The 24,132-nt window shown below is 74.0% G+C and carries 23 protein-coding genes; 10 read left to right on the top strand and 13 right to left on the bottom strand.

What is annotated here, in order from left to right; translation table 11 throughout:
* The first annotated feature begins 1 nt into the window (after nucleotide 1).
* From ABZ249_RS15990 to ABZ249_RS15980, 3 genes are all read left to right on the top strand, one after another.
* Entirely contained in the window at nucleotides 2–1,624 is a 1,623-nt protein-coding gene (locus tag ABZ249_RS15990) for an NADH-quinone oxidoreductase subunit M (protein WP_355262844.1), read from the top strand.
* Entirely contained in the window at nucleotides 1,621–3,267 is a 1,647-nt protein-coding gene (nuoN, locus tag ABZ249_RS15985; protein WP_220563455.1) for an NADH-quinone oxidoreductase subunit NuoN, read from the top strand. Before ABZ249_RS15990 ends, nuoN begins: the two co-directional genes overlap by 4 nt.
* A gap of 310 nt (nucleotides 3,268–3,577) precedes the next feature.
* Entirely contained in the window at nucleotides 3,578–4,582 is a 1,005-nt protein-coding gene (locus ABZ249_RS15980; protein WP_355262841.1) for a polyprenyl synthetase family protein, read from the top strand.
* A 238-nt stretch (nucleotides 4,583–4,820) separates the two neighbouring features.
* Here the strand turns inward: ABZ249_RS15980 and ABZ249_RS15975 are convergent, their stop codons facing one another.
* From ABZ249_RS15975 to rarD, 3 genes are all read right to left on the bottom strand, one after another.
* A complete protein-coding gene (locus ABZ249_RS15975) occupies nucleotides 4,821–6,257 on the bottom strand; it encodes a hypothetical protein (RefSeq protein WP_355262838.1) in 1,437 nt (478 codons plus the stop codon).
* A gap of 203 nt (nucleotides 6,258–6,460) precedes the next feature.
* Nucleotides 6,461–7,324, bottom strand: coding sequence for a hypothetical protein (locus ABZ249_RS15970; RefSeq protein ID WP_355262835.1), 864 nt, complete (start codon nucleotides 7,322–7,324; stop codon nucleotides 6,461–6,463).
* Between the two features lie 119 nt (nucleotides 7,325–7,443).
* A complete protein-coding gene (gene rarD / locus ABZ249_RS15965) occupies nucleotides 7,444–8,373 on the bottom strand; it encodes an EamA family transporter RarD (protein WP_355262832.1) in 930 nt (309 codons plus the stop codon).
* A 77-nt stretch (nucleotides 8,374–8,450) separates the two neighbouring features.
* On the opposite strand from rarD, the gene ABZ249_RS15960 reads away from it, so the two are divergent.
* Nucleotides 8,451–9,326: a phosphorothioated DNA-binding restriction endonuclease gene (locus ABZ249_RS15960; RefSeq protein ID WP_355262829.1), complete on the top strand. Its 876-nt coding sequence runs from the start codon at nucleotides 8,451–8,453 to the stop codon at nucleotides 9,324–9,326.
* A 118-nt stretch (nucleotides 9,327–9,444) separates the two neighbouring features.
* Nucleotides 9,445–11,118: an FAD-dependent oxidoreductase gene (locus ABZ249_RS15955; protein ID WP_355262826.1), complete on the top strand. Its 1,674-nt coding sequence runs from the start codon at nucleotides 9,445–9,447 to the stop codon at nucleotides 11,116–11,118.
* Between the two features lie 53 nt (nucleotides 11,119–11,171).
* Here ABZ249_RS15955 and ABZ249_RS15950 read toward each other — a convergent pair whose 3' ends face one another.
* The gene (locus ABZ249_RS15950; RefSeq protein WP_220563447.1) at nucleotides 11,172–11,501 is read right to left on the bottom strand and encodes a hypothetical protein; all 330 of its coding nucleotides are present in this window, start codon (nucleotides 11,499–11,501) and stop codon (nucleotides 11,172–11,174) included.
* 363 nt (nucleotides 11,502–11,864) lie between these two features.
* Here ABZ249_RS15950 and ABZ249_RS15945 point away from each other — a divergent pair, with 363 nt between their 5' ends.
* Both ABZ249_RS15945 and ABZ249_RS15940 read left to right on the top strand, forming a co-directional pair.
* Nucleotides 11,865–12,506, top strand: coding sequence for a DUF4333 domain-containing protein (locus tag ABZ249_RS15945; protein WP_220563446.1), 642 nt, complete (start codon nucleotides 11,865–11,867; stop codon nucleotides 12,504–12,506).
* A gap of 91 nt (nucleotides 12,507–12,597) precedes the next feature.
* Nucleotides 12,598–12,996 (top strand): VOC family protein, encoded by a 399-nt coding sequence (locus tag ABZ249_RS15940; RefSeq protein ID WP_355262822.1) that lies wholly within the window; start codon nucleotides 12,598–12,600, stop codon nucleotides 12,994–12,996.
* 128 nt (nucleotides 12,997–13,124) lie between these two features.
* On the opposite strand, the gene ABZ249_RS15935 is transcribed toward ABZ249_RS15940, so the two are convergent.
* The 3 genes from ABZ249_RS15935 to ABZ249_RS15925 are packed head-to-tail and all read right to left on the bottom strand — an operon-like array spanning nucleotide 13,125 to nucleotide 16,323.
* Nucleotides 13,125–14,690 (bottom strand): tripartite tricarboxylate transporter permease, encoded by a 1,566-nt coding sequence (locus tag ABZ249_RS15935; RefSeq protein WP_355262819.1) that lies wholly within the window; start codon nucleotides 14,688–14,690, stop codon nucleotides 13,125–13,127.
* Nucleotides 14,690–15,334 carry a tripartite tricarboxylate transporter TctB family protein gene (locus tag ABZ249_RS15930; RefSeq protein WP_355262817.1) on the bottom strand — a complete coding sequence of 215 codons (645 nt, stop codon included), beginning with the start codon at nucleotides 15,332–15,334 and terminating at the stop codon, nucleotides 14,690–14,692. The genes ABZ249_RS15935 and ABZ249_RS15930 overlap by 1 nt, the downstream gene beginning before the upstream one ends.
* Nucleotides 15,331–16,323 (bottom strand): tripartite tricarboxylate transporter substrate-binding protein, encoded by a 993-nt coding sequence (locus ABZ249_RS15925; RefSeq protein ID WP_355262815.1) that lies wholly within the window; start codon nucleotides 16,321–16,323, stop codon nucleotides 15,331–15,333. The genes ABZ249_RS15930 and ABZ249_RS15925 overlap by 4 nt, the downstream gene beginning before the upstream one ends.
* 251 nt (nucleotides 16,324–16,574) lie before the next feature.
* On the opposite strand from ABZ249_RS15925, the gene ABZ249_RS15920 reads away from it, so the two are divergent.
* Nucleotides 16,575–18,308 (top strand): sensor histidine kinase, encoded by a 1,734-nt coding sequence (locus tag ABZ249_RS15920; RefSeq protein WP_355262812.1) that lies wholly within the window; start codon nucleotides 16,575–16,577, stop codon nucleotides 18,306–18,308.
* Nucleotides 18,305–18,988, top strand: coding sequence for a response regulator (locus ABZ249_RS15915; RefSeq protein WP_220563441.1), 684 nt, complete (start codon nucleotides 18,305–18,307; stop codon nucleotides 18,986–18,988). The genes ABZ249_RS15920 and ABZ249_RS15915 overlap by 4 nt, the downstream gene beginning before the upstream one ends.
* Before the next feature lie 43 nt (nucleotides 18,989–19,031).
* Here the strand turns inward: ABZ249_RS15915 and ABZ249_RS15910 are convergent, their stop codons facing one another.
* Together ABZ249_RS15910 and ABZ249_RS15905 are read right to left on the bottom strand one after the other, a co-directional pair.
* Complete coding sequence (locus ABZ249_RS15910; protein ID WP_355262809.1) at nucleotides 19,032–20,183, bottom strand: FAD-dependent oxidoreductase; 1,152 nt, start codon at nucleotides 20,181–20,183, stop codon at nucleotides 19,032–19,034.
* Between the two features lie 5 nt (nucleotides 20,184–20,188).
* Nucleotides 20,189–21,103: an RNA polymerase sigma-70 factor gene (locus ABZ249_RS15905; RefSeq protein ID WP_355262806.1), complete on the bottom strand. Its 915-nt coding sequence runs from the start codon at nucleotides 21,101–21,103 to the stop codon at nucleotides 20,189–20,191.
* Nucleotides 21,104–21,214: 111 nt separating this feature from the next.
* On the opposite strand from ABZ249_RS15905, the gene ABZ249_RS15900 reads away from it, so the two are divergent.
* Nucleotides 21,215–21,751, top strand: coding sequence for a GNAT family N-acetyltransferase (locus ABZ249_RS15900; protein ID WP_355262803.1), 537 nt, complete (start codon nucleotides 21,215–21,217; stop codon nucleotides 21,749–21,751).
* A gap of 146 nt (nucleotides 21,752–21,897) precedes the next feature.
* On the opposite strand, the gene ABZ249_RS15895 is transcribed toward ABZ249_RS15900, so the two are convergent.
* From ABZ249_RS15895 to ABZ249_RS15880, 4 genes are all read right to left on the bottom strand, one after another.
* Nucleotides 21,898–22,110 (bottom strand): hypothetical protein, encoded by a 213-nt coding sequence (locus tag ABZ249_RS15895; RefSeq protein WP_355262800.1) that lies wholly within the window; start codon nucleotides 22,108–22,110, stop codon nucleotides 21,898–21,900.
* 92 nt (nucleotides 22,111–22,202) lie between these two features.
* A complete protein-coding gene (locus ABZ249_RS15890) occupies nucleotides 22,203–22,412 on the bottom strand; it encodes a hypothetical protein (RefSeq protein WP_220563435.1) in 210 nt (69 codons plus the stop codon).
* 294 nt (nucleotides 22,413–22,706) lie between these two features.
* Entirely contained in the window at nucleotides 22,707–23,228 is a 522-nt protein-coding gene (locus ABZ249_RS15885) for a hypothetical protein (RefSeq protein ID WP_355262797.1), read from the bottom strand.
* A 179-nt stretch (nucleotides 23,229–23,407) separates the two neighbouring features.
* Entirely contained in the window at nucleotides 23,408–24,070 is a 663-nt protein-coding gene (locus ABZ249_RS15880; protein WP_355262794.1) for an NAD(P)H-binding protein, read from the bottom strand.
* Nucleotides 24,071–24,132: the final 62 nt, after the last annotated feature.

Raw genomic sequence — 24,132 nt, 5'->3', positions numbered from 1 at the left:
AATGATCCCCTGGCTCACCATCGCGATCGCGTTGCCCGCGATCGGCGCCGTGCTCGTCTGGGCGCTCCCGCGCACCGGTGCGGGCGGCCGGGCGCCGGCCGCGTCGGCCGCCGCCGTCGCGTCCGAAGGGGGCGGCGGCACCGCCACGGCGGTCCGCGCCCCCGCGGCCACCGCCTCCGGGGCGGCCTCCGCCGAGAACGCCAAGCGCATCACGCTCGGCTTCTCCCTGGCCACCCTGGCCGTCCTGGTCGCCATGTCCCTGCGCTTCGACACGTCGAACGCCGGCTCCCTCCAGTTCGTGGAGGAGTACCCGTGGATCCCCCGCTTCGGGGTCCACTTCGCCGTCGGGGTGGACGGCATCGCCCTCACCCTGATCCTCATGTCGGCGGTCCTGGTCCCGCTGGTGGTCCTGGCCGCCTGGAGGGAGCACGACGACCGGGAGGACGGCGGGCGCGGCTACTTCGCGCTCATACTGGCCTTGGAGGCCATGATGATCGGGGTCTTCGCGGCCACCGACGTCTTCCTCTTCTACGTGTTCTTCGAGGCCATGCTCATCCCGGTCTACTTCATGATCGGGCGGTACGGGCGCGGCGACGAGCGGGCCCGGGCGGCCGTCAAGTTCCTGCTGTACAGCCTCGCCGGCGGCCTGGTCATGCTGGTCGCCGTCATCGGGGTCTTCGTCCACGGCGGCACCTTCCTCTGGGCCGACCTGGTCGGGGAGGACGGGGCGCTGGCCGCCCTGGACCCGTCCACCGCGCGCTGGCTGTTCCTCGGCTTCTTCATCGCCTTTGCGATCAAGGCGCCGATGTGGCCCGTGCACACCTGGCTGCCGCAGGCCGCCGGGGCCTCCCGCCCCGGCACCGCCGTGCTGCTGGTGGGCGTGCTCGACAAGGTCGGCACCTACGGCATGCTGCGGTACTGCATGGAGCTGTTCCCCGCGGCCGTGTCCTGGTTCGTGTGGCCCGTGGTGGTGCTGAGCCTGGTGAGCATCGTCTACGGGGCGATCCTGGCCATCGGCCAGACCGACATGATGCGCCTGGTCGCCTACACGTCGATCTCCCACTTCGGGTTCATCACCCTGGGCATCTTCGCGATGACCGCGCAGGCCCAGACCGGGGCCGCGCTGTACATGGTCAACCACGGGTTCGCGACCGGGGCCCTGTTCCTGGTCGTGGGGCTGCTCGTGGCCCGCCGCGGCTCCTCGCGCATCGAGGACTTCGGCGGGGTGCAGAACGCGGCGCCCAAACTCGCCGGGGTCTTCCTGGTCACCGGCCTGGCCGGGCTCGCCCTGCCCGGGCTGGCGCCGTTCGTGAGCGAGTTCCTGGTGTTCGTCGGCGTGTACGCGTTCAGCCCCGTGCCCGCCCTGATCGCCGTGATCGGCGTCGTGCTCGCCGCGCTCTACATCCTGTGGATGTACCAGCGCACCATGACCGGGCCCACCGCCGACAGCGTGTCCGGGTTCAAGGACCTGTCCGCGCGCGAGGCGTGGGCCGTCGGTCCGCTGCTCGCGCTCATCATCGCGTTCGGGCTGTACCCGCAGCCGCTGCTCGACGCGATCGAACCGGCCGCGGAACGCACCGTGGTGGCCACGGTCGACTCCGCCGAGGAAGGAGGCGCGGAGTGATCCCCCAGGACCTCCCCGTCGTCACCCAGGAGGCACCGGTCCTCGACTGGTGGCTGCTGGCACCGCTGCTCACCCTGTTCGGCGCCGCGATGGTGGCCGTGCTGTTCGAGGCGTTCGTGCCCGCCGCGCGCCGCCGCCCGCTCCAGATCGGCCTGGCCGCGCTGGCCCTGCTCGCGACGTTCGTGCTCGTCGTGCTCCAGGTCGGTTCCCTGCCCGACGGGCAGGCCGGGGTGACCGTCGGCGTCGGCTCGCTGGCCGTCGACCGGACCGTGCTGTTCTTCCAGGGCACCATCACGGTGCTGGCGCTGGTGAGCCTGCTGCTCATCGCCGAGCGCCGCGACGGCCGGGACGCGTTCGCCGCCCAGGCGGCCGCGGTCCCCGGCAGCGAGGAGGAGCGGGCGCACATCCTGGCCGGGTCGCAGCACACCGAGATCTACCCGCTGGTGCTGTTCGCGGTGCTGGGGATGCTGATGTTCCCCGCCTCGAACGACTTCCTCACCATGTTCATCGCCCTGGAGGTGATGAGCCTCCCGCTGTACCTGATGTGCGGGCTCGCCCGCAGGCGCCGCCTGTTCTCCCAGGAGGCCGCGGTCAAGTACTTCCTGCTCGGGGCGTTCTCCTCGGCGTTCTTCCTGTTCGGCGCCGCCATGGTGTACGGCTACGCCGGCTCGGTGAACTTCGGCGAGGTGCGCGCGGCCGTCGAGGCCGGCGGGGCGGCGATCTTCGCCGACGGCAACGGCGAGCCGCTGCTGCTCATGGGGATCGGACTGGTCGCCGTCGGCCTGCTGTTCAAGGTCGGCGCGGTTCCGTTCCACAACTGGAAGCCGGACGTGTACCAGGGCGCGCCCACCCCGGTCACGGCGCTGATGGCCTCCTGCACCCTGGTCGCCGCGTTCGGCGCCCTGCTGCGGGTGTTCTTCGTGCCCTTCGGCGGCCGGATCGGGGCCTGGGAGCCGATGCTGTGGATCATCGCGGTGCTCACCATGGTGGTCGCCGCGGTCATCGCCGTGTCCCAGCGGGACGTGAAGCGGCTGCTGGCCTACTCCTCGGTGGTGCACGCCGGGTTCATCCTCACCGCCGTGGTCGCCGGGAGCACCGACGGCCTGGCCGGGGCGATGTTCTACCTGGCCGCCTACGGGTTCACCACCCTGGGCGCGTTCGCCGTGGTCACCCTGGTCCGCACCGCCGACGGCGGGCAGGAGCTGGGCGACCTGGACCGGTGGGCGGGGCTGGGCCGCCGCCACCCGCTGCTGGCGGGGGCGCTGTCCCTGTTCCTGCTGGCCTTCGCGGGCATCCCGCTGACCAGCGGGTTCATCGGCAAGTTCGCGGTGTTCGAGGCCGCCGTCGCCGCCGGGGCCACCCCGCTGGTGATCGTCGGCGTGCTCAGCAGCGCCGTCACCGCGTTCTTCTACGTCCGGATCATCGTTGTGATGTTCTTCCGGGATCCGGAGGCCGACGGGCCCACCGTCGTGCGGGCCGGGGCCGCCACCGGCGGGGTCATCGCCATCGGCGTGGCCGCCACCCTGGCGCTCGGCCTGTACCCCGGGCCGGTGCTCGACAACCTGCTGCCCTCCCCGGAGAGCGGTCAGGACCCGGTCTCGGTGATGGTGGACCAGGCGTCCACCGAGGGCGGGCGGCCGTAGGGGCCGTTCTCGAACGCACCCCTGTACCACCGGGGGTCCGCGAGGGCGCACGGGGTTCTGGAAGGGCCGAAGGCCCCAGTTCCCCGGGCGCCCTCGCGCGAACCGGGGCGGAGCGGGGGTTCGAGGGGGCACGGCCCCGGCCCGGGCCGGATGAGCTGCGGTTCCGTTCCGGTCCGGGTCGTACCCGGGTGTGGCTTTGGATGATCATTCCGGGTCGGATACCGTGGCAAGTCGGATCATGTTCATGTGCTGAGCACGCGGCGACCCCGAAAGGCCGCCGCCGTGCCCGTTCAACAGGTGGAGCTTTACGGTGAGCGGTGCTGTCCCGAGCGGGTTTCTCGCTCTGCCGAGAGTCGACTCGGCCCTCGCCCGGGAGGTCCAGGACGGTCTCGAGAGGGTCGAGGACGTCCTGAGGGAGTCGGTGCGCGCGAGCGACCCGATGCTGACCGAGGCCGCCTCCCACCTGCTGGAGGCCGGGGGCAAGCGGTTCCGGGCGATGCTGGTGCTGCTGGCCGCGCACTTCGGCGACCCGGACATGCCCGACCTCGTCCCGGCGGCGGCCGTGGTCGAGCTGACCCACGTGGCGACGCTGTACCACGACGACGTCATGGACGAGGCGGAACTGCGCCGCGGCAAGCCCAGCGCCAACCAGCGCTGGGGCAACACCATCGCCATCCTCACCGGCGACTACGTGTTCGCCAAGGCGTCGGAGATCCTCGCCGACCTGGGCCCGGAGGCCGTCCGCCTCCAGGCCGAGACGTTCGGCCGGCTGGTCCAGGGACAGATCCTGGAGACCTCCGGCCCGCCCGAGGGCGTCGACCCGCTCGACCACTACCTGCGGGTCATCGGGGACAAGACGGCCTCCCTCATCGCCTCCTCCGCCGAGTTCGGCGGCATGTTCGGCAAGGTCGACCCGGTGACCACCGGCACGCTCACCCGCGCCTGCGACGCGCTGGGGATGGCCTTCCAGCTCGCCGACGACCTCATCGACGTGGCCGCCGAGACCCGCGAGTCCGGCAAGGTCCCCGGCACGGACCTGCGCGAGGGCGTGCTGACCCTGCCGATGTTCTACGCGCTGCGCTCCACCGACCCGGCCGACGACCGGCTCAAGTCGCTGCTGGGCCGCCCGCTGGACGACACCGAGGCCGAGGAGGCCCTGGGCCTGCTGCGCGCCCACCCGGCGATGGCCGAGGCGGAGAAGACCCTGCGCGGCTGGTCCGACAAGGCCCGCGCCGAGCTGGCCACCCTGCCGCAGGGCCCGGCGCGCGACGCCTTCGAGGCCCTGTGCGACTACGTGGTGGAACGCTCCGGCTGACCGCCCCGCCCGCGCACCGACGGCGCCGCGTCCCACCGGGACCGGCGCCGTCGGCGTTCCCGGTGGGAGGGAACCGGGGGCGGCTTCCCGCCGGCCGACCACATCCCGGCCTGAGCGGGACACGCCGATGGCGCCGCCGGTGCGGCGCCATCGGGCTGCGGGAAGGAGCGGCGGGACGCCCCCGGGCGCGTCGGGGGCGTCCCGGTCCCCGGGCGGGTACGCGCCCGGGGGGAACCGCCTAGCTCACCACGGGCAGGGCCTCGGAGCCGGGCAGCGGGTTCAGGAAGGTCGGGTGCGACACCGTGCCCTCGGGCGCGGGCGGGGCCTCGGCGGTGCCGCCCTCGATGGAGACCAGGTCGCTGGTGTCCAGGTCCTCCAGCAGGGCGGGCCCGCGGCTCAGTCCGGTCACCAGGTCCTCGGCGGTGGACATGTCGGGGCCCTCGGCCAGGGTGGGCAGCGACGAGGTGTCGGCGACCTGCGGCAGGGCCTCGTCCACGGCGGGCAGCCCGGTGCCCACCCGCGGCACCTCGCTGTCGGCGATCGGCCCGTCGAGGGCGACCATCTCGGCCGAGCCCAGGTCGGAGGCGCCGGTCATCAGCGCGTCGGTCAGGTCCGACAGCCCCGGCGTCCGCTGGCCGTCGGGCAGCTGCGCGACGGCGGGCGTCTCCACGACGGCCGGCCCCTGCGCCAGGGGGGAGGTCTGCTGCTCACGCCGGGGAACGGCGGTGATGCTCTCGTCCAGGTTGCGGTTGCCGACCGCACCCAGGACCTCCTCCTCGCCCAGGCTCACGTAGTTGTCGTCGGTGACCGGGTTGGACTCCACCACGTCCTGGAGGGCCTTGGGCGTCTCCACGCCGAACGCGTAGGCGAAGTCCCACATGTTCGGGACCACGGGCTCCTGGGCGCTCTGCGGCACGGTCCCGCCGGCGGTCGGCAGGGCGGGGGCCACGTCCAGGACCTCGCCGACCCCCAGGGTGTTCTCCCGGGTCAGCGCGGTGGGGTCGGACAGGTCCACGGCCTCGGTGACGGCCGCGGCCTCGGACAGCCGGGAGGCGTCGAGGCCCTGGGCCAGGTCGCCGGGGCGGGGCAGGTCGGAGACCGAGGGCACGCCCAACTCCTCGCGGAGGCCGTACGCCGCGACCACCGTGTGCGGGAGCACCTCCGAGGCGGCCCCCTCCACGGCCCCGCCCGCGCCCTGGGCGGTGGTCCCGAATTCGTCGCCCGCTTCGGTGGCCCGCTTCTGGACGGCCTCGCCCAGGTCGTGCCCGACGGTGTCGTGCGGGTTCCCGTCCAGGCCGGTCGCGTCCTGGGTGGCGGCGAGGGCGTCGGCCAGCGCCGCGCTCGGGTTGGCGACGCCGCCGACCGGGGTGGCGATCTCCGGCTCGCCGGCGGGCACCATCGCGGCCAGGTCGGGCGCGGGCTTGTCGGCGTTGCGGGAGGTCTCCTGGAGTTCGGAGAGCGTGCTCCCGGCGACCGGGCCGATCCCGCCGGGGAAGGCGCTGTTCATGGTCGGGGCGACGCCCTCCACGAGCGCCCGCTCGACGGTGGGGGCGATCTCGGCGACGGGGGAGGCGAGCGCCTCGGCCCCCGAGACACCGGCGCCGAGGGCGACGAAGCCGGCGGTTCCGGCGGCGAGCAGAACAGCCCTGGCTGAAATGCGCTTGGCCTGCGACATGGGTTTCCTTCCAGAAGGCTCTGTGGTTGCGGTGTGCTGCGGGGCGGCCGCGACGTCGGGTCGGGGCCGGCCGGGAGCCGGTGGACCACCGGCTGACGTGAATCACGTGAGCGGGACCGCGGCGGGGCGGTACGGGGCACGGGACTCAGGTCAGCTCCCAGAGCGGGAAGGGCTGGGAACGGGTCCGTCGGAGCGGCCCGTTCCTAGTCGGGGGAGACCGTGGGGTCGTCGGCGGCGCCCGCGGGCACCGGGTGCACGGCGTCGACGGCGGTCGAGAGCACGTCGGCGGCGGGAGCGGTGACGGGCACGACGGCGAGGTACCCGGCGACCGCGGGGGCGCCGGCCCCGGTGGGCGCGGCGGAACCGGTGGAGAGCTGGGGGGCCGCGGAGACGTCGTGCTCGGCGGCGGCCGCGGGGCGCTGCCCGTCCACCGTCGCGGCGTCGGCGACCGCCCCGGCGGCCCGGAGCACCGGGAGCGGCGCGGGGGCGGCGTCCCGGAGGACGGCCTCCCCGGCACCGGCCTCCCCGCCGGGCTCCCCGTCCCCGGCGCCGGGGCGGGCGGTCCCGGCGGGCTCGGCCGCGGCCGCGGGGGCCGCAGCGGCCGGCTCCGCCGGCGCGGGGGCCACGCGGGTGGCGGCGATGTGGGCCACGAGGTTCTCCGCTTGGACCTGGTCGGCGGCCGAGAGCTCGCGGACCACGCGCCGGGCGCCCTCGTGGACCTCCTCGCCGACCTCGGTGACGGCGGGGGCGGACTCCGTCCGCTCCTCCAGGCTCCGGTGGACGGTGCCCAGGGTGTCGGTGACCGGTGCGGCGACCTCGGCGACCCCGGCCTCCAGCGAGGGGTCCAGCCCCTGCGCGAGCCCGGTGTCCAGCGAGGCGGCCCGGTCCAGCGAGGCGGCCCGGTCCAGGCCGAGCGGCCCGGCGGTGTCGGCCTGCGCGGACGGCGCGCCGATCAGCCACAGGGCGGCCAGGGCCGCCCCGACGAACAGCGGCAGCAGCAGCAGGGAGGGCGGACGCACCACCGCGGCCGCGCGCGGGGCGCGGGGCGTGCGGCTGGTGCGGGACATGAGGGTGCCCTCCGTGACGTGCGGACCGTCGGGAACCGGGAGACATCCGGTTCGCGACTCGACGTTAGCACAAGGTCACGGATCGTAGTTTCGGAACGCCGGAACCGGGAACCCCGAGGTCAGTCGCAGGGCTCGACGGCCGGGCTCTCCGCCCGCCGCCGCTGCGCCGACCGCGCCCGCGCGCCGCGCACCTGGTCGAACGCGAACACGCACAGCGCCAGCCACACCAGCGCGAACCCGGCCCACCGGGCGGGCGGCATCTCCTCGCCCTGCACCAGCCAGCCGATGAAGAACATGATGGTGGGCGCGATGTACTGGAGCATCCCGATCACGCTCAGCGGCAGGCGCCGGGCCGCCACCCCGAACATCAGCAGCGGCAGCGCCGTCACGAAACCGCCGCCGACCAGCAGCGCTGTGTGTGCGGGGGACACCGAGACCGCCGTCCCCGCCCCGGAGAACTCCAGGTACAGCACGTAGCCCAGGGCGGGCAGGAACATCACCAGGGTCTCCACGGTGAGGCTCTGCATCCCGTCCAGGTCCACGTACTTCTTCACCGCGCCGTAGGCCGCGAACGACGAGGCCATCAGCAGCGCCAGCCACGGCGTGACGCCGTAGCCGACCGTCATCACCACGACCGCGAGCAGGCCCAGGCCCACCGCGGTCCACTGCGCCGCGCGCAGCCGCTCGGAGAACAGCACCACGCCCAGGCACACCGCCATCAGCGGGTTGATGAAGTACGCCAGCGAAGCCTGGAGGGTCTGCTCGGTCGACACCGAGTAGATGAACCCCCACCAGTTGAGGGAGATGAGGACCGCGGCGGCGGCCACCGGCAGCAGCCGGCGCGGGCTGCGGACCACCCCGGGCAGCCACTTCCAGCCGCGCCGGGCCAGCATCAGGAACACGCACATCGCCAGCAGCGACCACACCATGCGGTGGGCGAGGATCTCTGCGGGCTGGGCGGCGGAGAGGAAGGGCCAGTAGAGGGCTGCGAAGCCCCAGAGGAGGAAGGCGCCCGCCCCGAGGGCGACGCCGCGGTTGGATTCCGGCACGTCTGCAATCGTAGGACGATTAGTCCGACATGTCGCCTGTGATCCCGCCCTCCGTCCCGCCGCTAGAGTCGTGCGCCATGGACTGGGAAGAGCGGATCGGCCGGATCAGGCAGTGGCGGCGCGACGGCGTGCGGGCGCCGCACAAACCCCTCCTGCTGCTGTACGCGCTGGGCCACCACCAGCGCCACGGCGACGCCCCCATCCTCTACAGCGCCGCGGAGGAGCGCCTCCGGCTGCTGCTGGACGAGTTCGCCCCACCGGCCAAGAACGGCACGACGCCGGCCTTCCCCTTCCGCCGCCTGGCCAACGACGACGGGCTGTGGCTGCTCGCCACGGACGACGGCGACGACCCCGGGGACAATCCGGGCCGGCTGCGGCGCTCCGGCGCCCGGGGGAGCCTCGCCCCCGACTTCTCCCGCGCGCTGGAGGAGGACCCGGGGCTGCGCACCCGCGTCGCCCGCCTGCTGCTCGACGCGAACTTCCCGTCCTCCCTGCACGAGGAGGTGCTGGCCCTGGCCGGGCTCTCCCTCGCCCCCGGGCGGTGGGCCGCGTCCGGCGACCGCGACCCCGCCTTCCGGGAGGCGGTGCTGGACGCCTACGGCCACCGGTGCGCGTTCTGCGGCTACGACGGGTGGATGGACGGCGTCCCGGTCGGCCTGGAGGCCGCCCACGTGCGCTGGTGGTCCCAGGCCGGGCCCGACACGGTGGACAACGGGCTGGCGCTGTGCTCCCAGCACCACCTGCTCCTGGACCGGGGCGTCCTCGGCCTCACCGCGGAGCTGACCCTGGACGTCTCCCCGCGCTTCGAGGCCCGCTCCGACCAGGCCCGGCGGATCGTCACCGACCTCGCCGGACGCGACCTGCTCCTGCCCGCGGCCTCCCCGCCGGTCGCCCCCGACCACGTGCGCTGGCACCGCGAGCAGGTCTTCAAGCACCCCGTCCGCGCCGCCTGAGGGCCGCCCCGCCGGCGCCCCTTCCCGGAGCGCCTCCGGCGCCCCGCCGCCGGGTCCCTGGAATCCGCGTGCCCGAACAGGTAGGAAAGGGAACTACGGGGGCGGAAGGGGCATCGGGATGGGTCGGTCTGCGCACGACGGGATCATGGAGAGGCTCCGGCCGCGGCTGGACTTCGCCCGGTTCGACCGGCTGCGCTCCTACGGGACCGGGCACGAGGTGAAGGCCGGCGACGTCCTCACCCGCGCCGGCGACTTCGAGCGCGACCTCATCGTCCTCGACGAGGCCTACGTCGAGGTGGTCCGCGAGGCCTCCTTCGGCCGCCCCGAGGAGGTCTTCATGACCATGGGGCCCGGCGACTTCCTCGGCGAGGTCAACCTGCTCGGCGACCAGATGGCCTTCGTGACGGTACGGGTCGTGGCGCCGGGCCGGGTCCACCGCCTGTCCAGGGAGCGGTTCCGCACGATGATGGCCGAGGAGGCGGAGCTCTCCGACACCGTCCTGGAGGCCCTGCTGGTCCGCCGGGAGTACCTGCGCGAAGCGGTCCGCCCCGTCGATCTGATCGGCCGGCCCGACTCGTCGGCCACCCTGGCCCTGCGCACCTACGCCGCCCGGGTCCGGCTCCCCTACGAGTGGCACGACGCCGACGCGCCGGACGGCCGCAGGCTCCTCGACGCCGTCGGCCTGGCCGAGGGCGACCTGCCGGCCGTCGTGTTCGCCGGGCGGGTGACCCGCAACGTCACCCCGGGGATCCTGGCCGGACTCATCGGCAAGGCCTACCGGCCGAGCTGCAAGGACCTCGACCTCGTGGTCGTGGGGGCCGGGCCCGCCGGGCTGGCGGCCGCGCTCTACGGGGCCTCCGAGGGGCTGAACACCGTGGTCCTGGACGCCCTGGGCACCGGCGGGCAGGCCGCGTCCAGCTCCCGGATCGAGAACTACCCCGGCTTCCCGCACGGTATCGCGGGGGAGGAGCTGACCCGGCTGTCGGCGATCCAGGCGCTGAAGTTCGGTGCCGCGATGTACATGCCGTGCCGGGTGGACCGGCTGGACACCACCGGGCCCGACCCGGTGCTGTACCTGGCCGACGGCAGCCGTATCGACACCCGGGCGGTCGTGGTGGCCTCCGGCGCCCGTTACCGCACCCTGCCGCTGGACCGCTGGGCGGACTTCGAGGAGGCGGGCTGCATCTTCTACGCCGCCACCGAACTGGAGGTGCGCTCGTGCTCCCGGCACCCGGTCACCGTGGTGGGCGGCGCGAACTCGGCGGGGCAGGCCGCCCTGTACCTGGCGGGCCGGGGCAGCCGCGTCGACCTCGTCGTCCGCGGCGCGGACCTGTCGGCCAAGATGTCGGAGTACCTGGTGGCGCGCCTGCACGACCACCCCGAGATCACCGTGCACACGAACACCGAGGTCACCGGGCTGAGGGGCGACGACAGGCTCGCGGAGGTCGTGCTCACGGACCGGCGCACCGGGCTCGGGGCGCCCCGCCCGACCAGCGGCCTGTTCTGCTTCATCGGAGCCGACCCCGCGACCGAATGGCTGGACGGCGTCACCCGGGACCGCAGCGGGTTCGTGTGCACCGACACCGCCCTGGTCGAGTTGGGCCTGGGGCCCGTGTGGGAGGGGCTGGGGCGCGGACCGCTGCCGTTCGAGACCAGCGCCCCGTCGGTGTTCGCGGTCGGCGACACCCGCACCGGGTCGATCAAGCGCGTCGCGGCGGCGATGGGCGAGGGGGCCAGCGCGATCGCCTCGGTCCACACGGCCCTCGCGGAGCGGCGGCGCCGGGACCGGTGAGGCGGAGGCCCGGTCCCCCTCCGGGCCGTCCGCCTCACCGGTCCCGCACGCGGTCAGAGCACGACGCGGACGACGTTGTGGACGGGGCCCGAGATCGGCCCGGCGATCGGGCAGCCCACCATGGCGGTGCCGCTGCCCTCCACCACCGGCGAGGACACGAACTGGATGCCGAACATCATGGCGCAGCGTCCGGTGAGCTTCCAGCGGATGTCCTCGGACTCGGCCACACAGGTGTGGACCTCCTGGAAGTTGATCAGCTGCCGCGTGACGGTGCAGTCGAGGCCGTCGACCGGCTCGGCGGCGGCGGTGCCGGGGAAGACCGCGACGGTCAGGACTGCGGCGACGGCGGCGATGGCCGTGGCCAGGGGACGGGGGGTGCGCATGCTTCCTCCTGTGGTCGGCACCGGGCCGTTCCCGGTGCACCGGCAGGCTAAGCAGCCCGGCCGCCCCCGGCCCTATCCGCGCACTATCGGTCCTTGCCCGCCCCCGACAAGAGCGGGACCGCGCCGCATCCGGACGACCTTGTTCCGGTCGTCGAGGACGCACAGCACGTCGGTCGGTGCGGACGCCGGGGCCGGGGCCGGGGTGACGGCCCGGTCGACATCGGGTGAAGGGAGGGTGACGGAGGCAACGGGGAGGAGACCCTTCGGCCACGGGAGAGTGGAGAAGCGCGCGTTCGCGGAACCCGTGCGCCCGCCACGGCGTCTGTCCGGGGGTACGTCCCCCGAACTGTAGAGGAGCCCGCAATGCAGCAGATCAGAGGCGGCAGGGTCATCGCCGGAGCCGTCCTGGGAGCGCTTCCCCTCCTTCTGGCCACCGGCTGCTCGTTCAGCATCGGCGGCCCCGCCGCCGTCGACGCGGAGCAGGTCGCCGAGCGGTCGAGCGAGATGCTGGCCGAGGAGGTCGGCCAGACCCCCGACGACTTCACCTGCGCCGACGACCTCCCCGCGGAGGTCGGCGCCGAGATCCGCTGCGAGCTCACCAGCGGCGGCGACACCCTCGGTGTGACCGTCACGGTGACCTCGGTCGAGGGCGGCGACGTCAACTGGGACGTCGTGGTCGACGAGGCCGCGACCGAGGAGGGCGCCGCCGGCGACACCGAGGCCGGGACCGAGCCCGCGGCCGGGGACGGCAACAGCGCCACCGCGGTCGACGGCACTGTGCCCGCCGACCAGGTCGCCCAGAAGTCGTCCGAGGCGCTGGCGGCGGCGGTCGGGCAGACCCCCGACGGCTTCAGCTGCCTGGAGGGCCTCCCCGCGCAGGTCGGCGCCGAGATCCGCTGCAACCTGGTGGACGGCGGCACGAACTACGGCGTGACCGTCACGGCGACCGCCGTCGAGGGCGACAACGTCAGCTGGGACGTCGTGGTCGACGACCAGCCCCTGTGACCACGGCCCTCCGGGCCACCGCGGGGCGGGGCGGTCCCCGACCGCCCCGCCCCAGGGCCGTCCCGGGGAGACCGTGGTCTAGCGTGGTCCCGTGCACATGGACCTGGTCACCCTCGTAGTGGACGACTACGACTCCGCCATCGCCTTCTTCACAGAAGCCCTCGGCTTCGAACTGACCGAGGACTCCCCCTCCCTCACCAACGACGGCCGGGAGAAGCGCTGGGTGGTGGTCCGCCCGCCCGGAGCGGTCACCGGCCTCCTCCTCGCCCGTGCCGACGGCGAGCGCCAGAGCGCCGCCGTGGGCGGACAGACCGGGGGCCGGGTCGGCTTCTTCCTGAGGGTGGACGACTTCGCCGCCTCCCACGCCCGCATGGAGCGGCACGGGGTCCGGTTCGTCACCGAGCCCCGAGACGAGCCCTACGGCAGGGTCGCCGTCTTCCTCGACCTCGCGGGCAACCGCTGGGACCTCCTGGGGCCGCCCCCCGCCTGAGCACGGCACGCCCCGGCCCGCGCGTGCGAACGGCCCCCGGCGGACGGGCCGGGGGCCGTTCGGCGGCCGACCCCGGGAGTAGTGGGTCGGCTGGACGCCGGCCCCCGGGAGTAAGGGGCCGGCCGTGGTCAGGACACGCTCTCGCGCTCGCCGCCCTCCGCGGGCACGGCCTTCGCCACCGCCCGCCTGCGCCGCAGGCCCGCGATCACCGGCACGAGCGCGGCGATCACCACCAGCGCGTACAGCCCGATCGAGATCCCGCTGCCGACCAGGATCGACGGGTCGCCCGAGGACGCCGCCAGCGCCCGCCGGAACTCCGTCTCCGCGATCGGCCCCAGCACCACGCCGATCAGCGCCGGTGCCACCGGGACCCCGAAGGACCGCATCACCAGCCCCAGCAGGGCCACCGCCAGCAGGATCACCAGGTGGGCGACCGACGCGTTGATCGCGTACACCGCCAGCACCGAGAACAGCGTGATCCCCGCGTAAAGGTACGGCTTGGGCAGCTTCAGCAGCTTCGCCCACAGCGGCGCGAACGGCAGGTTGATGACGAGCAGCATCACACTGCCGATCAGCAGCGACGCCAGCAGCGTCCACACCAGGTCCGCGTTGCGCTCGAACAGCACCGGCCCCGGCTGGAGCCCGTACTGCTGGAACGCCGCCAGCATGATCGCGGCCGTCGCCGACGTCGGCAGCCCCAGCCCCAGCAGCGGCACCAGCGTGCCCGCCGCGCTGGAGTTGTTGGCGGCCTCCGGCCCGGCCACGCCCTCGATGGCGCCCCGGCCGAACTCGTTCTCCTGCGGGTCGCCCCTGCGCTCGGCCCGCCGCTGGGCGAGCTTGCGCTCCACGCCCAGGGACACGAACGTCGGAATCTCGGCCCCGCTGCCGGGGATCGGGCCGAAGGTGCTGCCCAGCGCGGTCCCGCGCAGCCACGGGCCCCAGGACCGCTTCCAGTCCCGCCGGCTCAGCCACGGTCGCCCGGTGCGGATCGCGCCCAGGTTCGGGGCGGACCGGCCGCGCGCCACCACGTACAGCACCTCGCCCAGGGCCAGCAGCCCCACGGTCACGATGACGACGTCGATACCGTCGAGCATCACGGTCGACCCGAAGTCGAACCGCGGCGTGCCGCTCTGGCCGTCGATGCCCACCACGCCGATCGCCAGGCCGATGAGCAGCGAGGTCACCCCGCGCAGCACCGACCCGGACACGACCGCGGCCACCGCCACGAACGAGAACACCGTCAGGGCGAAGTACTCGCCCGGCCCGAAGTTCAGCGCGAACGACACCATCACCGGCGAGAAGAACGCCACGATCAGCGTGCCGACGATGCTCGCGAAGAACGACCCGATCACCGCGGTGCCCAGGGCCTGCGCGGCCCGCCCCGTCAGGGCCATCTTGTGGCCCTCGTACGTGGTGGCGATCGACGACGCCTGCCCCGGGGTGTTGAGCAGGATCGACGTGGTCGCCCCGCCGAACATCCCGCCGTAGTAAACGCCCGCGAACAGGATGAACGCGCTCGTCGGGTCGAGCTGGAACGTCACCGGCAGCAGCAGCGCCACCGCCATCGCCGAGCCCAGGCCCGGCAGCACTCCCACCGCGGTGCCCAGCACCACGCCCAGGAACGCCCACATCAGGTTGCCCGGGGTCAGGGCCGCGACGAGCCCGTCCCCGAGTCCGACCAGTGTTTCCGTCATCAGAGCACCCACCCCAGGATCCCGGGCGGCAGGCTCAGCCCCAGGCCGAGCGAGAAGCCCACCTGGACGGCCGCCGACACCGACAGCGCCACCACGGCGTCACGCAGGTACGCGCGCGCCCCGAACGCGAAGGCCACCGCCCAGAACAGCAGCGCCCCCGCCAACAGCCAGCCCAGGAACTCCAGCAGGACCGTGTTCACCGCCAGGGCCGCCACCACGATCAGGACCGGCCGCGCCTCGAACCACGCCAGGGTGTTGACCGCCCCCTGGGGCCGCCGGCGCAGGTTCCCCACCACCAGGAACGCCGTCGCCGCAAGCAGCAGCGCGCCGATCATCCCCGGGAAGAAACCCGGTCCGGGCCGGGTCGCGTTGGCCGGCGCCTCGATGGTGAACGCGCCCCACAGCATGAGCGCGCCCACGGCCGCGGCCAGGGCCGGCACCACCCAGCGGGCCGGGCCGCCCCAGGGGGCCGTGTCCGGGTCCAGGCCGTCCCCGGCCTGCGCCTCCTCCGCGGCGCCCTCGGCCTCCGCCGCCTTCGCGGCCTCCGCGGTCTCCGCGGCCCCGCCGGCCTCCGGGGCCGCCACCGCGTCCGCGGGGTCCGGTACGGACCCCGGCGCCGCCTTCTCCGTTCCGTTCACGGTCACAGCCCCAGCTCCTCGATGGTCTCCTGCGTGGCGACGACCTCCTCCTCCAGGAACGCGGTGAACTCCTCGCGTCCCTGGTAGGTGTCCGTCCACCGGTTGCGCTCCAGGGTGTCGGCCCACGACGGGCTCTCCACCAGCTCCCGCACCTGCTCCTCCAGGGCCTCGACCTCGGCGTCGGTCAGCCCCGGCGGGGCGATGACCCCGCGCCAGTTCGACATCTCGACGTCGTAGCCCTCCTCGAGCATCGTCGGCGCGTCCAGGCCCTCCAGCCGCTCGGGAGAGGACACGGCCAGGACCCGCAGCGGGCCCCCGTCGCCCACCTGGTCGGCGAAGTCGCTCAGACTGCTGAACCCGACCGCGGCGGTCCCCGACAGCAGCGAGGTCAGCACCTCGCCGCCGCCCGAGTACGGCAGGTAGTTGATCTCCGCGGGGGAGAGGTCCATGGAGCGGGCCACCCGCCCGGCGAAGATCTGGTCCACGCCGCCCATCGAGCCGCCCGCCACCGGCAGGGTCCCCTCCTGGGAGGCCCAGTTCTCGGCGAGGTCGTCCAGGCTCTCGTAGGGCGAGTCGGCGGGCACCACCACGACCTGGTACTCCGAGGCCAGCTGGGCGATCGGGGTGATGTCGTCCATCGTGTACGGCGACCCGGTGGTCTCCACCGCGCCCACCATGCCCAGACCGGTCATGGACATCACGGTGTGCTGCCCCTCCCGGTTGACGACCTGCGCCAGGCCGATGGTGCCGCCCGCGCCCTCCGCGTTGCGCACCTCGACGTTGAAGCGGATGTCCTCCTCGCGCAGGCCGTTCTGCATCTCCCTGGCCAGGGTGTCCCATCCGCCGCCCGGCGCGGCGGGTGCGATGAGCAGGAGCTTCTCCTGCTCACCGGTGCCCGACGCCGCGCTCTGGCGCACGTCGAACAGTGCGGTCCCCACCAGCAGGAGGGCGCAGAGCCCGCCCGCGACACGGAGCGGCACGCCGCGTTCGCGCATCGCTGTCTCCTTCCGACCTCGTTCGCCCCCTCGCCGTGCGGGAACGAGGAGAGCCGGGTCACAGTGTGACGCGGCGCACGCCCGTGTAAGAGTGTTGTTAAAACTGGCGTCATATTGGTCGTATTGTTCGTGACGAGCAGCCGAACGGGGCGCCCACCTGGGCCTTCACAGACCCGGAAGGCGTCCCGCCGGCGCCGCGACCACGGCGCCGACACCGCGACCGCACCGATCCCCTCCCGGAAGGCCCCGGCATGACCGCGCGCATCCTGCGACGGCCGCCGCGCACCACCGCCCCGCGCACCCGTCCCCGCCTGTCCCTGACCGGCTCCCTGTTCGTCGGCTACGTGCTCCTGCTCGCCGCGGCCCTGGTCGCCGTCGGCTCCCTGTGGGTGTTCCACCTCGACCGGCACACCGACCGGCAGTACACCGAGCGCGTGCTCAGCGTGGCCCGGGCGGTCGCCGTCATGCCCGCGGTCGTGGAGGGCGTGCAGTCCCGCGACCCGGCCGCCGCCCTGGACCCGACGGCGGACCGGATCGCCTCCGCCACCGACGTGGAGTACCTGGTCATCGCCTCCCCCCAGGGCATCCGCTACACCCACCCGGACAAGGACCGCATAGGGGAGATGGTGTCCACCCCGCCCGGGCCGGCGGCCCGGGGGGAGGAGTGGACGGGGGTGGAGACCGGCACCCAGGGGCGCACCGTCCGGGCCAAGGTCCCCGTGTTCTCCGGCGGCGGATCGGTCAACGGCGGCGACGCCCGCGGCGAAGTGGTCGCGTACGTCTCCCTGGGCATACTCAGCTCCGACGCCGCCACCGAGGCGCGCGCCGCCGTCCCCGCCGTCCTGGGCACGGTCGTCGTGGTCCTGGGCCTGGGAGTGATCGGCGCGTGGTCGCTGTCCCGCCAGGTCAGGACCAAGACCCACGGGCTGGAACCGGCCGACATCACCGCGCTGCTGGAGAGCCGGGAGGCGCTCCTGTACGCGGTCCGCGAGGGCGTGCTCGCCGTCGACGCGCAGGGCCGCCTCGTCTTCGCCAACCCCCCGGCCCGTGCGATGCTGGGGCTCCCCGACGGCGCCGAGGGGCGTACCCTGGACGAACTCGGCGCCTCGGAGCGGGTCCGCGACATCGTCTCGGGGGCCGACCGGGGCAGGGACCTGCTCCTGCTCTCCGGCGACCGCATCCTGGTCGCCAACCGCAGGACGGTCCGGATCCGGGGCGAGGAGACCGGCGCGGTCGTGACCTTCCGGGACCGCACCGAGCTGGACCGGCTCACCGGCGAGCTCGACGGCGCCCGCACCGTCACCCGGGGGCTGCGGGCCCAGACCCACGAGTTCGCGAACCGGATGCACACGCTCGCCGGGCTGCTCGACCTGGGCGCCCACGAGGAGGCCCGCGCCTACCTGGCGGACCTGTCGGCGGCGCACACCCGCACCAGCACGGGTATCGCCGAGCACGTCGCGGACTCGGCGGTGGCCGCCCTGGTCATCGCCAAGTCGGCGCAGGCCGCCGAGATCGGGGTGGACCTGCGGATCTCTCCGATGACGGAGGTGCCCGCACTGGACCGGGGGCTGCGGGCCGACGCCCTGCTGGTGCTGGGCAACCTGGTGGACAACGCGCTGGACGCCGTCGCGGGCGGCGGCCGGGGATGGGTGGAGCTGATGGTGCGCCTGCACCGGGCCGGGGCGGACGGGCCGCCGCACGACCTGCTGGAGATCCGGGTGACGGACTCCGGGCACGGGGTGGCCGACGGGATCGCCGAGGAGATCTTCCGCCTTGGGTTCACCACCAAGGCGTCCCGGGACGCGGGCGGGCGCGGGCTGGGCCTGGCCCTGGTCAAGCAGGTGTGCGAGGGCAGAGGGGGGAGCGTGGAGATGGAGGCGCCCGACGGCGAGGAGGGGGCGGTGTTCACCGCCTACCTGCCCGCGGCCGCGCGGGCCTCCGCGGGCGCTCCGGAGGGCACCGGGGGCGCGGGGGAGGACCGGTGATCCGCGTCCTGGTCGTGGACGACGACGTGCGGGTGGCCCGCAACCACCAGGACCTGGTGGAGTCGCTGCCCGGGTTCACCGCGGTGGGGGTGGCGCACACGGCGGCGACCGCCCTCGCCCAGATCCGCGGCCACCGACCGGACCTGGTGCTGCTCGACCTGCACCTGCCCGACGCGTCGGGGATCGAGGTGATGCGGACGCTGCGCGCGGCCGCCGCCGACGAGGCCCGCCGCACCGACTTCCTCATGATCACGGCGGTGCGCGACATCGCCCAGGTCCGCGACGCCCTGCACGGCGGGGCGGTGCACTACCTCCTCAAGCCGTTCCCCCTGAGCGCCCTGCGCGACCAGCTCGAACGCTACGCGGTGGCCCACCGCCAGATGGACTCCGCGGGGGAGGCCACCCAGCAGGACGTGGACCGGCTGTTCGGCCTGCTGCGCCCCCCGGGCGGACGCTCGCTGCCCAAGGGCCTGACCTCGGCCACGGCGGAGCTGGTCGCGGGGGTGCTGCGCGACGCCGACGGCGACCTGTCCGCGTCCGACGTCGCCGAGCGCTCGGGCGTCTCCCGGGTGACCGCGCGCCGCTACCTGGAGTACCTGTGCGCCGACGGCCGAGCCGAGCTGCGCATGCGCTACGGCTCGGCCGGGCGCCCCGAGCACCGCTACCGCTGGGTCGCCTGACCGCGGGCCGGGGGCGGAGGCCCGCCCCCGGCCCCGGCGGTGGTCAGACGGAGCGGGGAGCGCGGGCCGAGACCGCCGCCGCGGCGGCGCGGACCGCGCTCGCCACCGAGACCTCGCCCAGCAGGCCGGGCGCGGCCACCGAGTCCCCCGCCAGGTACACGCCGTCCCCCCGGTCGACCGCCGGGCGGTCGCGCCAGGTGGTGCCCGGCAGGTCCAGTGCCCCGGTGCGCCCCCTGGCGACCTGGTCGCGGCGCCAGGTCACCCGGCTCCGCCAGGCCGGCAGCGACATGTCCAGCAGCCGCTCCAGCCGGTCGGTCACCGCCGCCCGGGACTCCCCGGGCCGCACCGGGATCTGCGCCTGCACCAGCTCCTCGCCCTCGGGGGCGAGCGTGCGGTCCACCCGCGTGTACCGCTCCACGAACCCGCACTCGTCGGCGTCGAACACCACGAACGGGTCCCGCCCCCGGCGCAGTCCCAGGTCCACGAGCAGCGCGTGCCCGCTCTCCCACTCCAGCGACGGGTCGCCCAGCAGCGCGCGGGCCGACGCCAGGGAGGTCGCCACGATCACCGGCCGGTCCCCGGGCAGCGCGTCCACCCGCGCCCCGGTCTCGATCCGCACGCCCATCTCCCGGGCCCGCCGGGCCATCCGGCCGACCAGCGCGGTCCAGCCGCCCACCACGTACAGCGGCGCCGGCCGCTTCGGCGACAGCACCCGCTGGAACCTCTCCCACACGAACTCCGCCGACAGCCGCGAGGGGTCGTGGTCGAACAGCGCCACCCCCATGTAGTTCGCGGCCACCCGCGCGGACCTCTCGCCCAGGTGCTCGCGCGCCCAGGACCCGAAGTCGCGGTCGTGCGGGGCGCGCAGGCGCCGGCGCGCGGCCGCGCCCAGCAGTGCGGGCGACAGGGCCGACCGCACCCGGCCGTCCTCGCGCATCCTCACCCCGGGGACCGCCGCCAGCGGGAACCGGCGGTACGCCGGGACCAGGTCCCGCTCCAGCAGCCACTGCGCGGCGAACCCGTCGCCGTACAGCACGTGCGGTCCCTCGTTGGCCACGTACGGCGGGTCGGTCGCCCGGGCCCGTCCGCCCGGGGCGGAGTGTGCTTCGTACAGGGTCACGGAGGCGCCGCTCTCGGCGCCGGCGATGGCCGCGGTCAGACCGGCGAGGCCACCGCCCACAACGGTGAGTTCCATACCCCCTAGGACGGATCGGGCAGGCGCAGATGTGACATCTTGTCGGGGTTGGCCACCAGGTACACGTTCCGGATCCGGCCGCCGTCCACGTCCAGGACGACCGCGGCGACGATCCGGCCCGCGGCGGCGCAGATCAGGGCCGGGGCCCCGTTGACCTCGCCGACCTCCACGCGGATGTCCGCCGCCGGCGCGCCGACCGACGCCAGGAACTTCTCGAAGCTCCCCGGCAGCGCCATCAGGAACCGGCCGACCTTGTCCCGGCCCAGCAGCACCCGCAGCGGCGCCCTGGCCTTGCCGCCGCCGTCCCCGACCAGGGTGGCGTCCTCGGCGAGCAGCCCCTTGAGCCCGTCCAGGTCGCCCTCCATGCAGGCCCGGAGGAAGCGCTCGGTGATGCGCCGCCGCGCCGACCGGTCCGCCTCGAACCGCGGCCGGCGCTCGCGTACGTGGTCGCGGGCGCGCCGGGACAGCTGCCGGGTGGCGGCCTCGCTGCGCTCGATGATCTCGGCGATCTCCGCGTACGGCATCTGGAAGGCCTCCCGGAGCACGAACACCGCGCGCTCCAGCGGGCTGAGCGTCTCCAGCACCACCAGGAACGCGAACTCCACGGTGTCGGCGAGCTCGGCCCGGTCGGCGCCGTCGGGCAGGTCGCTCACGGGCTCGGGCAGCCATTCGCCCACGTAGGACTCCCGGCGGGCGCGGGCGCTGCGCAGCCGGTCGATGGCCAGCCGCGAGACGATGGTGACGAGGTAGGCGCGCGGGTCCTCGATCCCGGACCGGTCGGCGCCGGACCAGCGCGGCCACGCCTCCTGGACCACGTCCTCGGCGTCGGAGGCGGTGCCCAGGATCCGGTAGGCGACCCCGGTCAGCGCCGAACGGTGGGCTTCGAAGACACCGGCGGCGTCGGAGGTATCGGTCGTCATGACACAGAAGACGTACCACGCACCCCCCGGTGTGACACCCGCCGGGGGATGATTCCGTAGGTGTCCTCCCCGCGGGACGACACCCGCGGAACGGAACGAGGAGTGGGACGGATGTACCGATTGCGGCTCTGGGAGCCGGGCGACGCCGAACGCCTGCTGTCGGCCTTCGCCGAACCCGGGCTGGCCTGGCAGTCCCCGGAGGTCCCCGCCACCGGGGAGGAGGCGCTGGCCTGGATCGGCCGTCAGCGGACGGCCGCCGAGGCGGGCGACGCGTTCGGGTTCGCCGTCACGGACGGGACGGGCGTCGCGCTGGGGCACGTGCAGGTGTCGGTGACCAGCCGCACCCACGACCTGGGCTGGGTGTCCTACTGGGTCCACGCCGACGCCCGCGGGCGCGGGGCGGCCACGGCGGCGGCCCTGCTGGTCGCCGAGTACGCCTTCGCGGAGACCGGCCTGTTCCGGCTGGAGCTGGGCCACCGGCTCAACAACCCGGCCTCCTGCCTGGTGGCGCGGCGCGCGGGGTTCCGGCCGGAGGGGATCGAGAGGCAGAAGCTGCACTACGGCGACGAGCGCTTCGACACGGGCACGCACGCCCGGCTGCGCACGGACGGAGTGGCCGGGGTCCCGCTCACGGCCTGCGGCTCCTGAGCCGTCGGGCCGGGCGCGCCCGGCCCCGGACACGCGAACGGCGCGGGCCGGGTGCAGGCCGGACCGCGCCGGAGTTCACGCTTGGAACCGGTTCGCACGAGGGCGGGGCGTGTCGACCGCCCCCGCCCTCGGCCACGGGGCCGTGACTAGTCCAGGGCCACGATGCCCGAGGTGGACTCGTTGGAGACCACGTTGCAGCCGTCCATGCTGACCAGCGAGAAGGTGATCACGTCGGCGCAGATGGGCACGGTGATGTTCTGGATGTCGGCGTTGTTGTCGGCCGCGGCGGTGCCGGTCATCGCGCCGAAGGCGAGGCCGGTGGCGAGGAGGAGGCCGGAGACGGAGGCGAAGCGCTTCATGATGTAGGTCCTTTTCGGTTACGGGTGTGAAGGTCGTGCACGGTGGGACGGTGACGTCCCGGGTCGGCGGCCGCGGGGGCCGCCGGGGCCGGCTAGCCGGCGGCGATGCCGGAGGTGGCGTCCCAGCTGACGACGTTGCAGCCGTCGGCGCTGACGCCCGCGGCCTGGAGAACGTCCACGCACACCGGGATGGTGAGGTTCTGGACGTTGGCGTTGTTGTCGGCCGCGGCGGTGCCGGTCATCGCGCCGAAGGCGAGGCCGGTGGCGAGGACGAGGCCGGAGATCTTGGCGATGCGGGTCATCGTGGAAACCTTTCGGAAGCTCACTAACGGGGTGGCTGTAGCCGCCGGAATTAACTTAGCGTAGTCATCCGCATGCCCGGAGTACTTTGAGGGAAGAATCCAGAGTTTCTTCGAGGTTTTCTCGGGTTCCTGTCCGACATGAAAGACATGTCGGAGGACCGGCCCCCTCCGTGTTACAGAACCGAGAGATCCGCCCGCCCGCACGCGCCCCCGTTCGCCCCCCGCGCACGCGAAAGGGGCCCGTGCGGCTCACCGCACGGGCCCCTTTCGCACCCCCTCACCGAGGGGCCGGGGTCACCAGCCCTGCTGCTGTCCGTAACCCGGGTACTGCTGCCCGTATCCGGGCTGCTGCTGGCCGTAACCCGGCTGCTGCCCGTAGCCCGGGTACTGCTGCTGGTCGTAACCGGGGTACTGCTGCTGCTGGCCGTAGCCCTGCTGCTGTCCGTAACCCGCGTAGGGGTCCGGCTGGGCCCCGGTGTGCTGCGGGTAGGCCTGCTGCTGGCCCGACGGCTCCGGCTGCTGCGCCTCCTGCTGCTGCGCCGCGTCCTTCTTCTTGGCCTCGGGGTCCGGGCGGAAGATGAACATGCGGGTCGGCTTGTCCTTCTCGCCGTCCTCACCCGGGGTGATCAGGTCCAGCCGCCAGCCGGCCTCCTCGATCCCCTCCAGGATGCGGGTCAGGCCCGGGCGCAGCTTGCTGGAGGCCTCGTCGTAGGCGTTGATCTCCAGCTGGATGATGAACATCCGCCGCTTCTGCTGCGCCGCGACCTTGGCGTGCTCGACGACCGTGCTGTCCCTCACGACCTGTGTGACGCTCATGAATAACCGTACCCATCTGCTCTGTAGGAGCCGTCAGTACCCGTCGGGCTGCTATACCCGGTCATCCGCGTCCAACCGTGGCGGGACTCCGCCGGGTTCCGCCAACCATCATGCCTTCTATGGGTCCATCTGGCCACAGAAGGACGGAAGCGGCCGCTCTGAGCGGCCGCGTTCGGCTTTCAGCGGGCGGCGGCGCGGACGGCCTCGACGACGGGCGTTTCACCGTTCACGAGGTTGAGAACCCTCCCGACCGTCTCCGGTTCGTCCAAGAGGGCGACGATCACGGCGGCGACGTCGTCCCGGGTCACCGAGTCGCGCTCCACCTTCTCGCCCAGGGCCACCCGGCCGGTGCCGGGCTCGTCCGTGAGGCGCCCCGGGCGCAGGATCGTCCAGTCCAGCTCCAGGGTGCGTTCGCGCAGGTCGGCGTCGGCCGCGCGCTTGGCCTCCACGTAGGCGGCCCACACCTCGTCGCTGTCGGGCGGGAGCGGGTTGTCCACGCCGATGGCGGAGACCTGGATCAGGCGGCGCACCCCGGCCAGCGAGGCGGCGTCGGCGGTCAGCACCGCGGCCCTGTGGTCGACGGTCTCCTTGCGGGCGGCCCCGCTGCCCGGCCCGGCGCCCGCGGCGAACACCACGGCGTCGGCGTTCATGACCTTCTCCGTCAGCTCGGTGACGGTGGCCTTCTCCAGGTCGATCAGCACGGGCTCGGCGCCCGCGTCGACGACGTCCTGCGAGTGGTCGGGGTTGCGGATGAGGGCGACGGGCTCGTCCCCGCGCGCGGCCAGCAGCCCGGCCAGCCGCAGCGCGATCTTCCCGTGTCCCCCGGCGATGACGATACGCATACCGGCACCCTAAACCCGGGCTCCGCCCCCGCGGGGCTCCCGGCGCCCGGTCGTGCGCCACA

The sequence above is a fragment of the Nocardiopsis sp. NPDC006139 genome (assembly GCF_040614155.1).
Lineage (GTDB): Bacteria > Actinomycetota > Actinomycetes > Streptosporangiales > Streptosporangiaceae > Nocardiopsis > Nocardiopsis changdeensis.
This window is presented reverse-complemented; position numbering and strand designations above follow the sequence as displayed.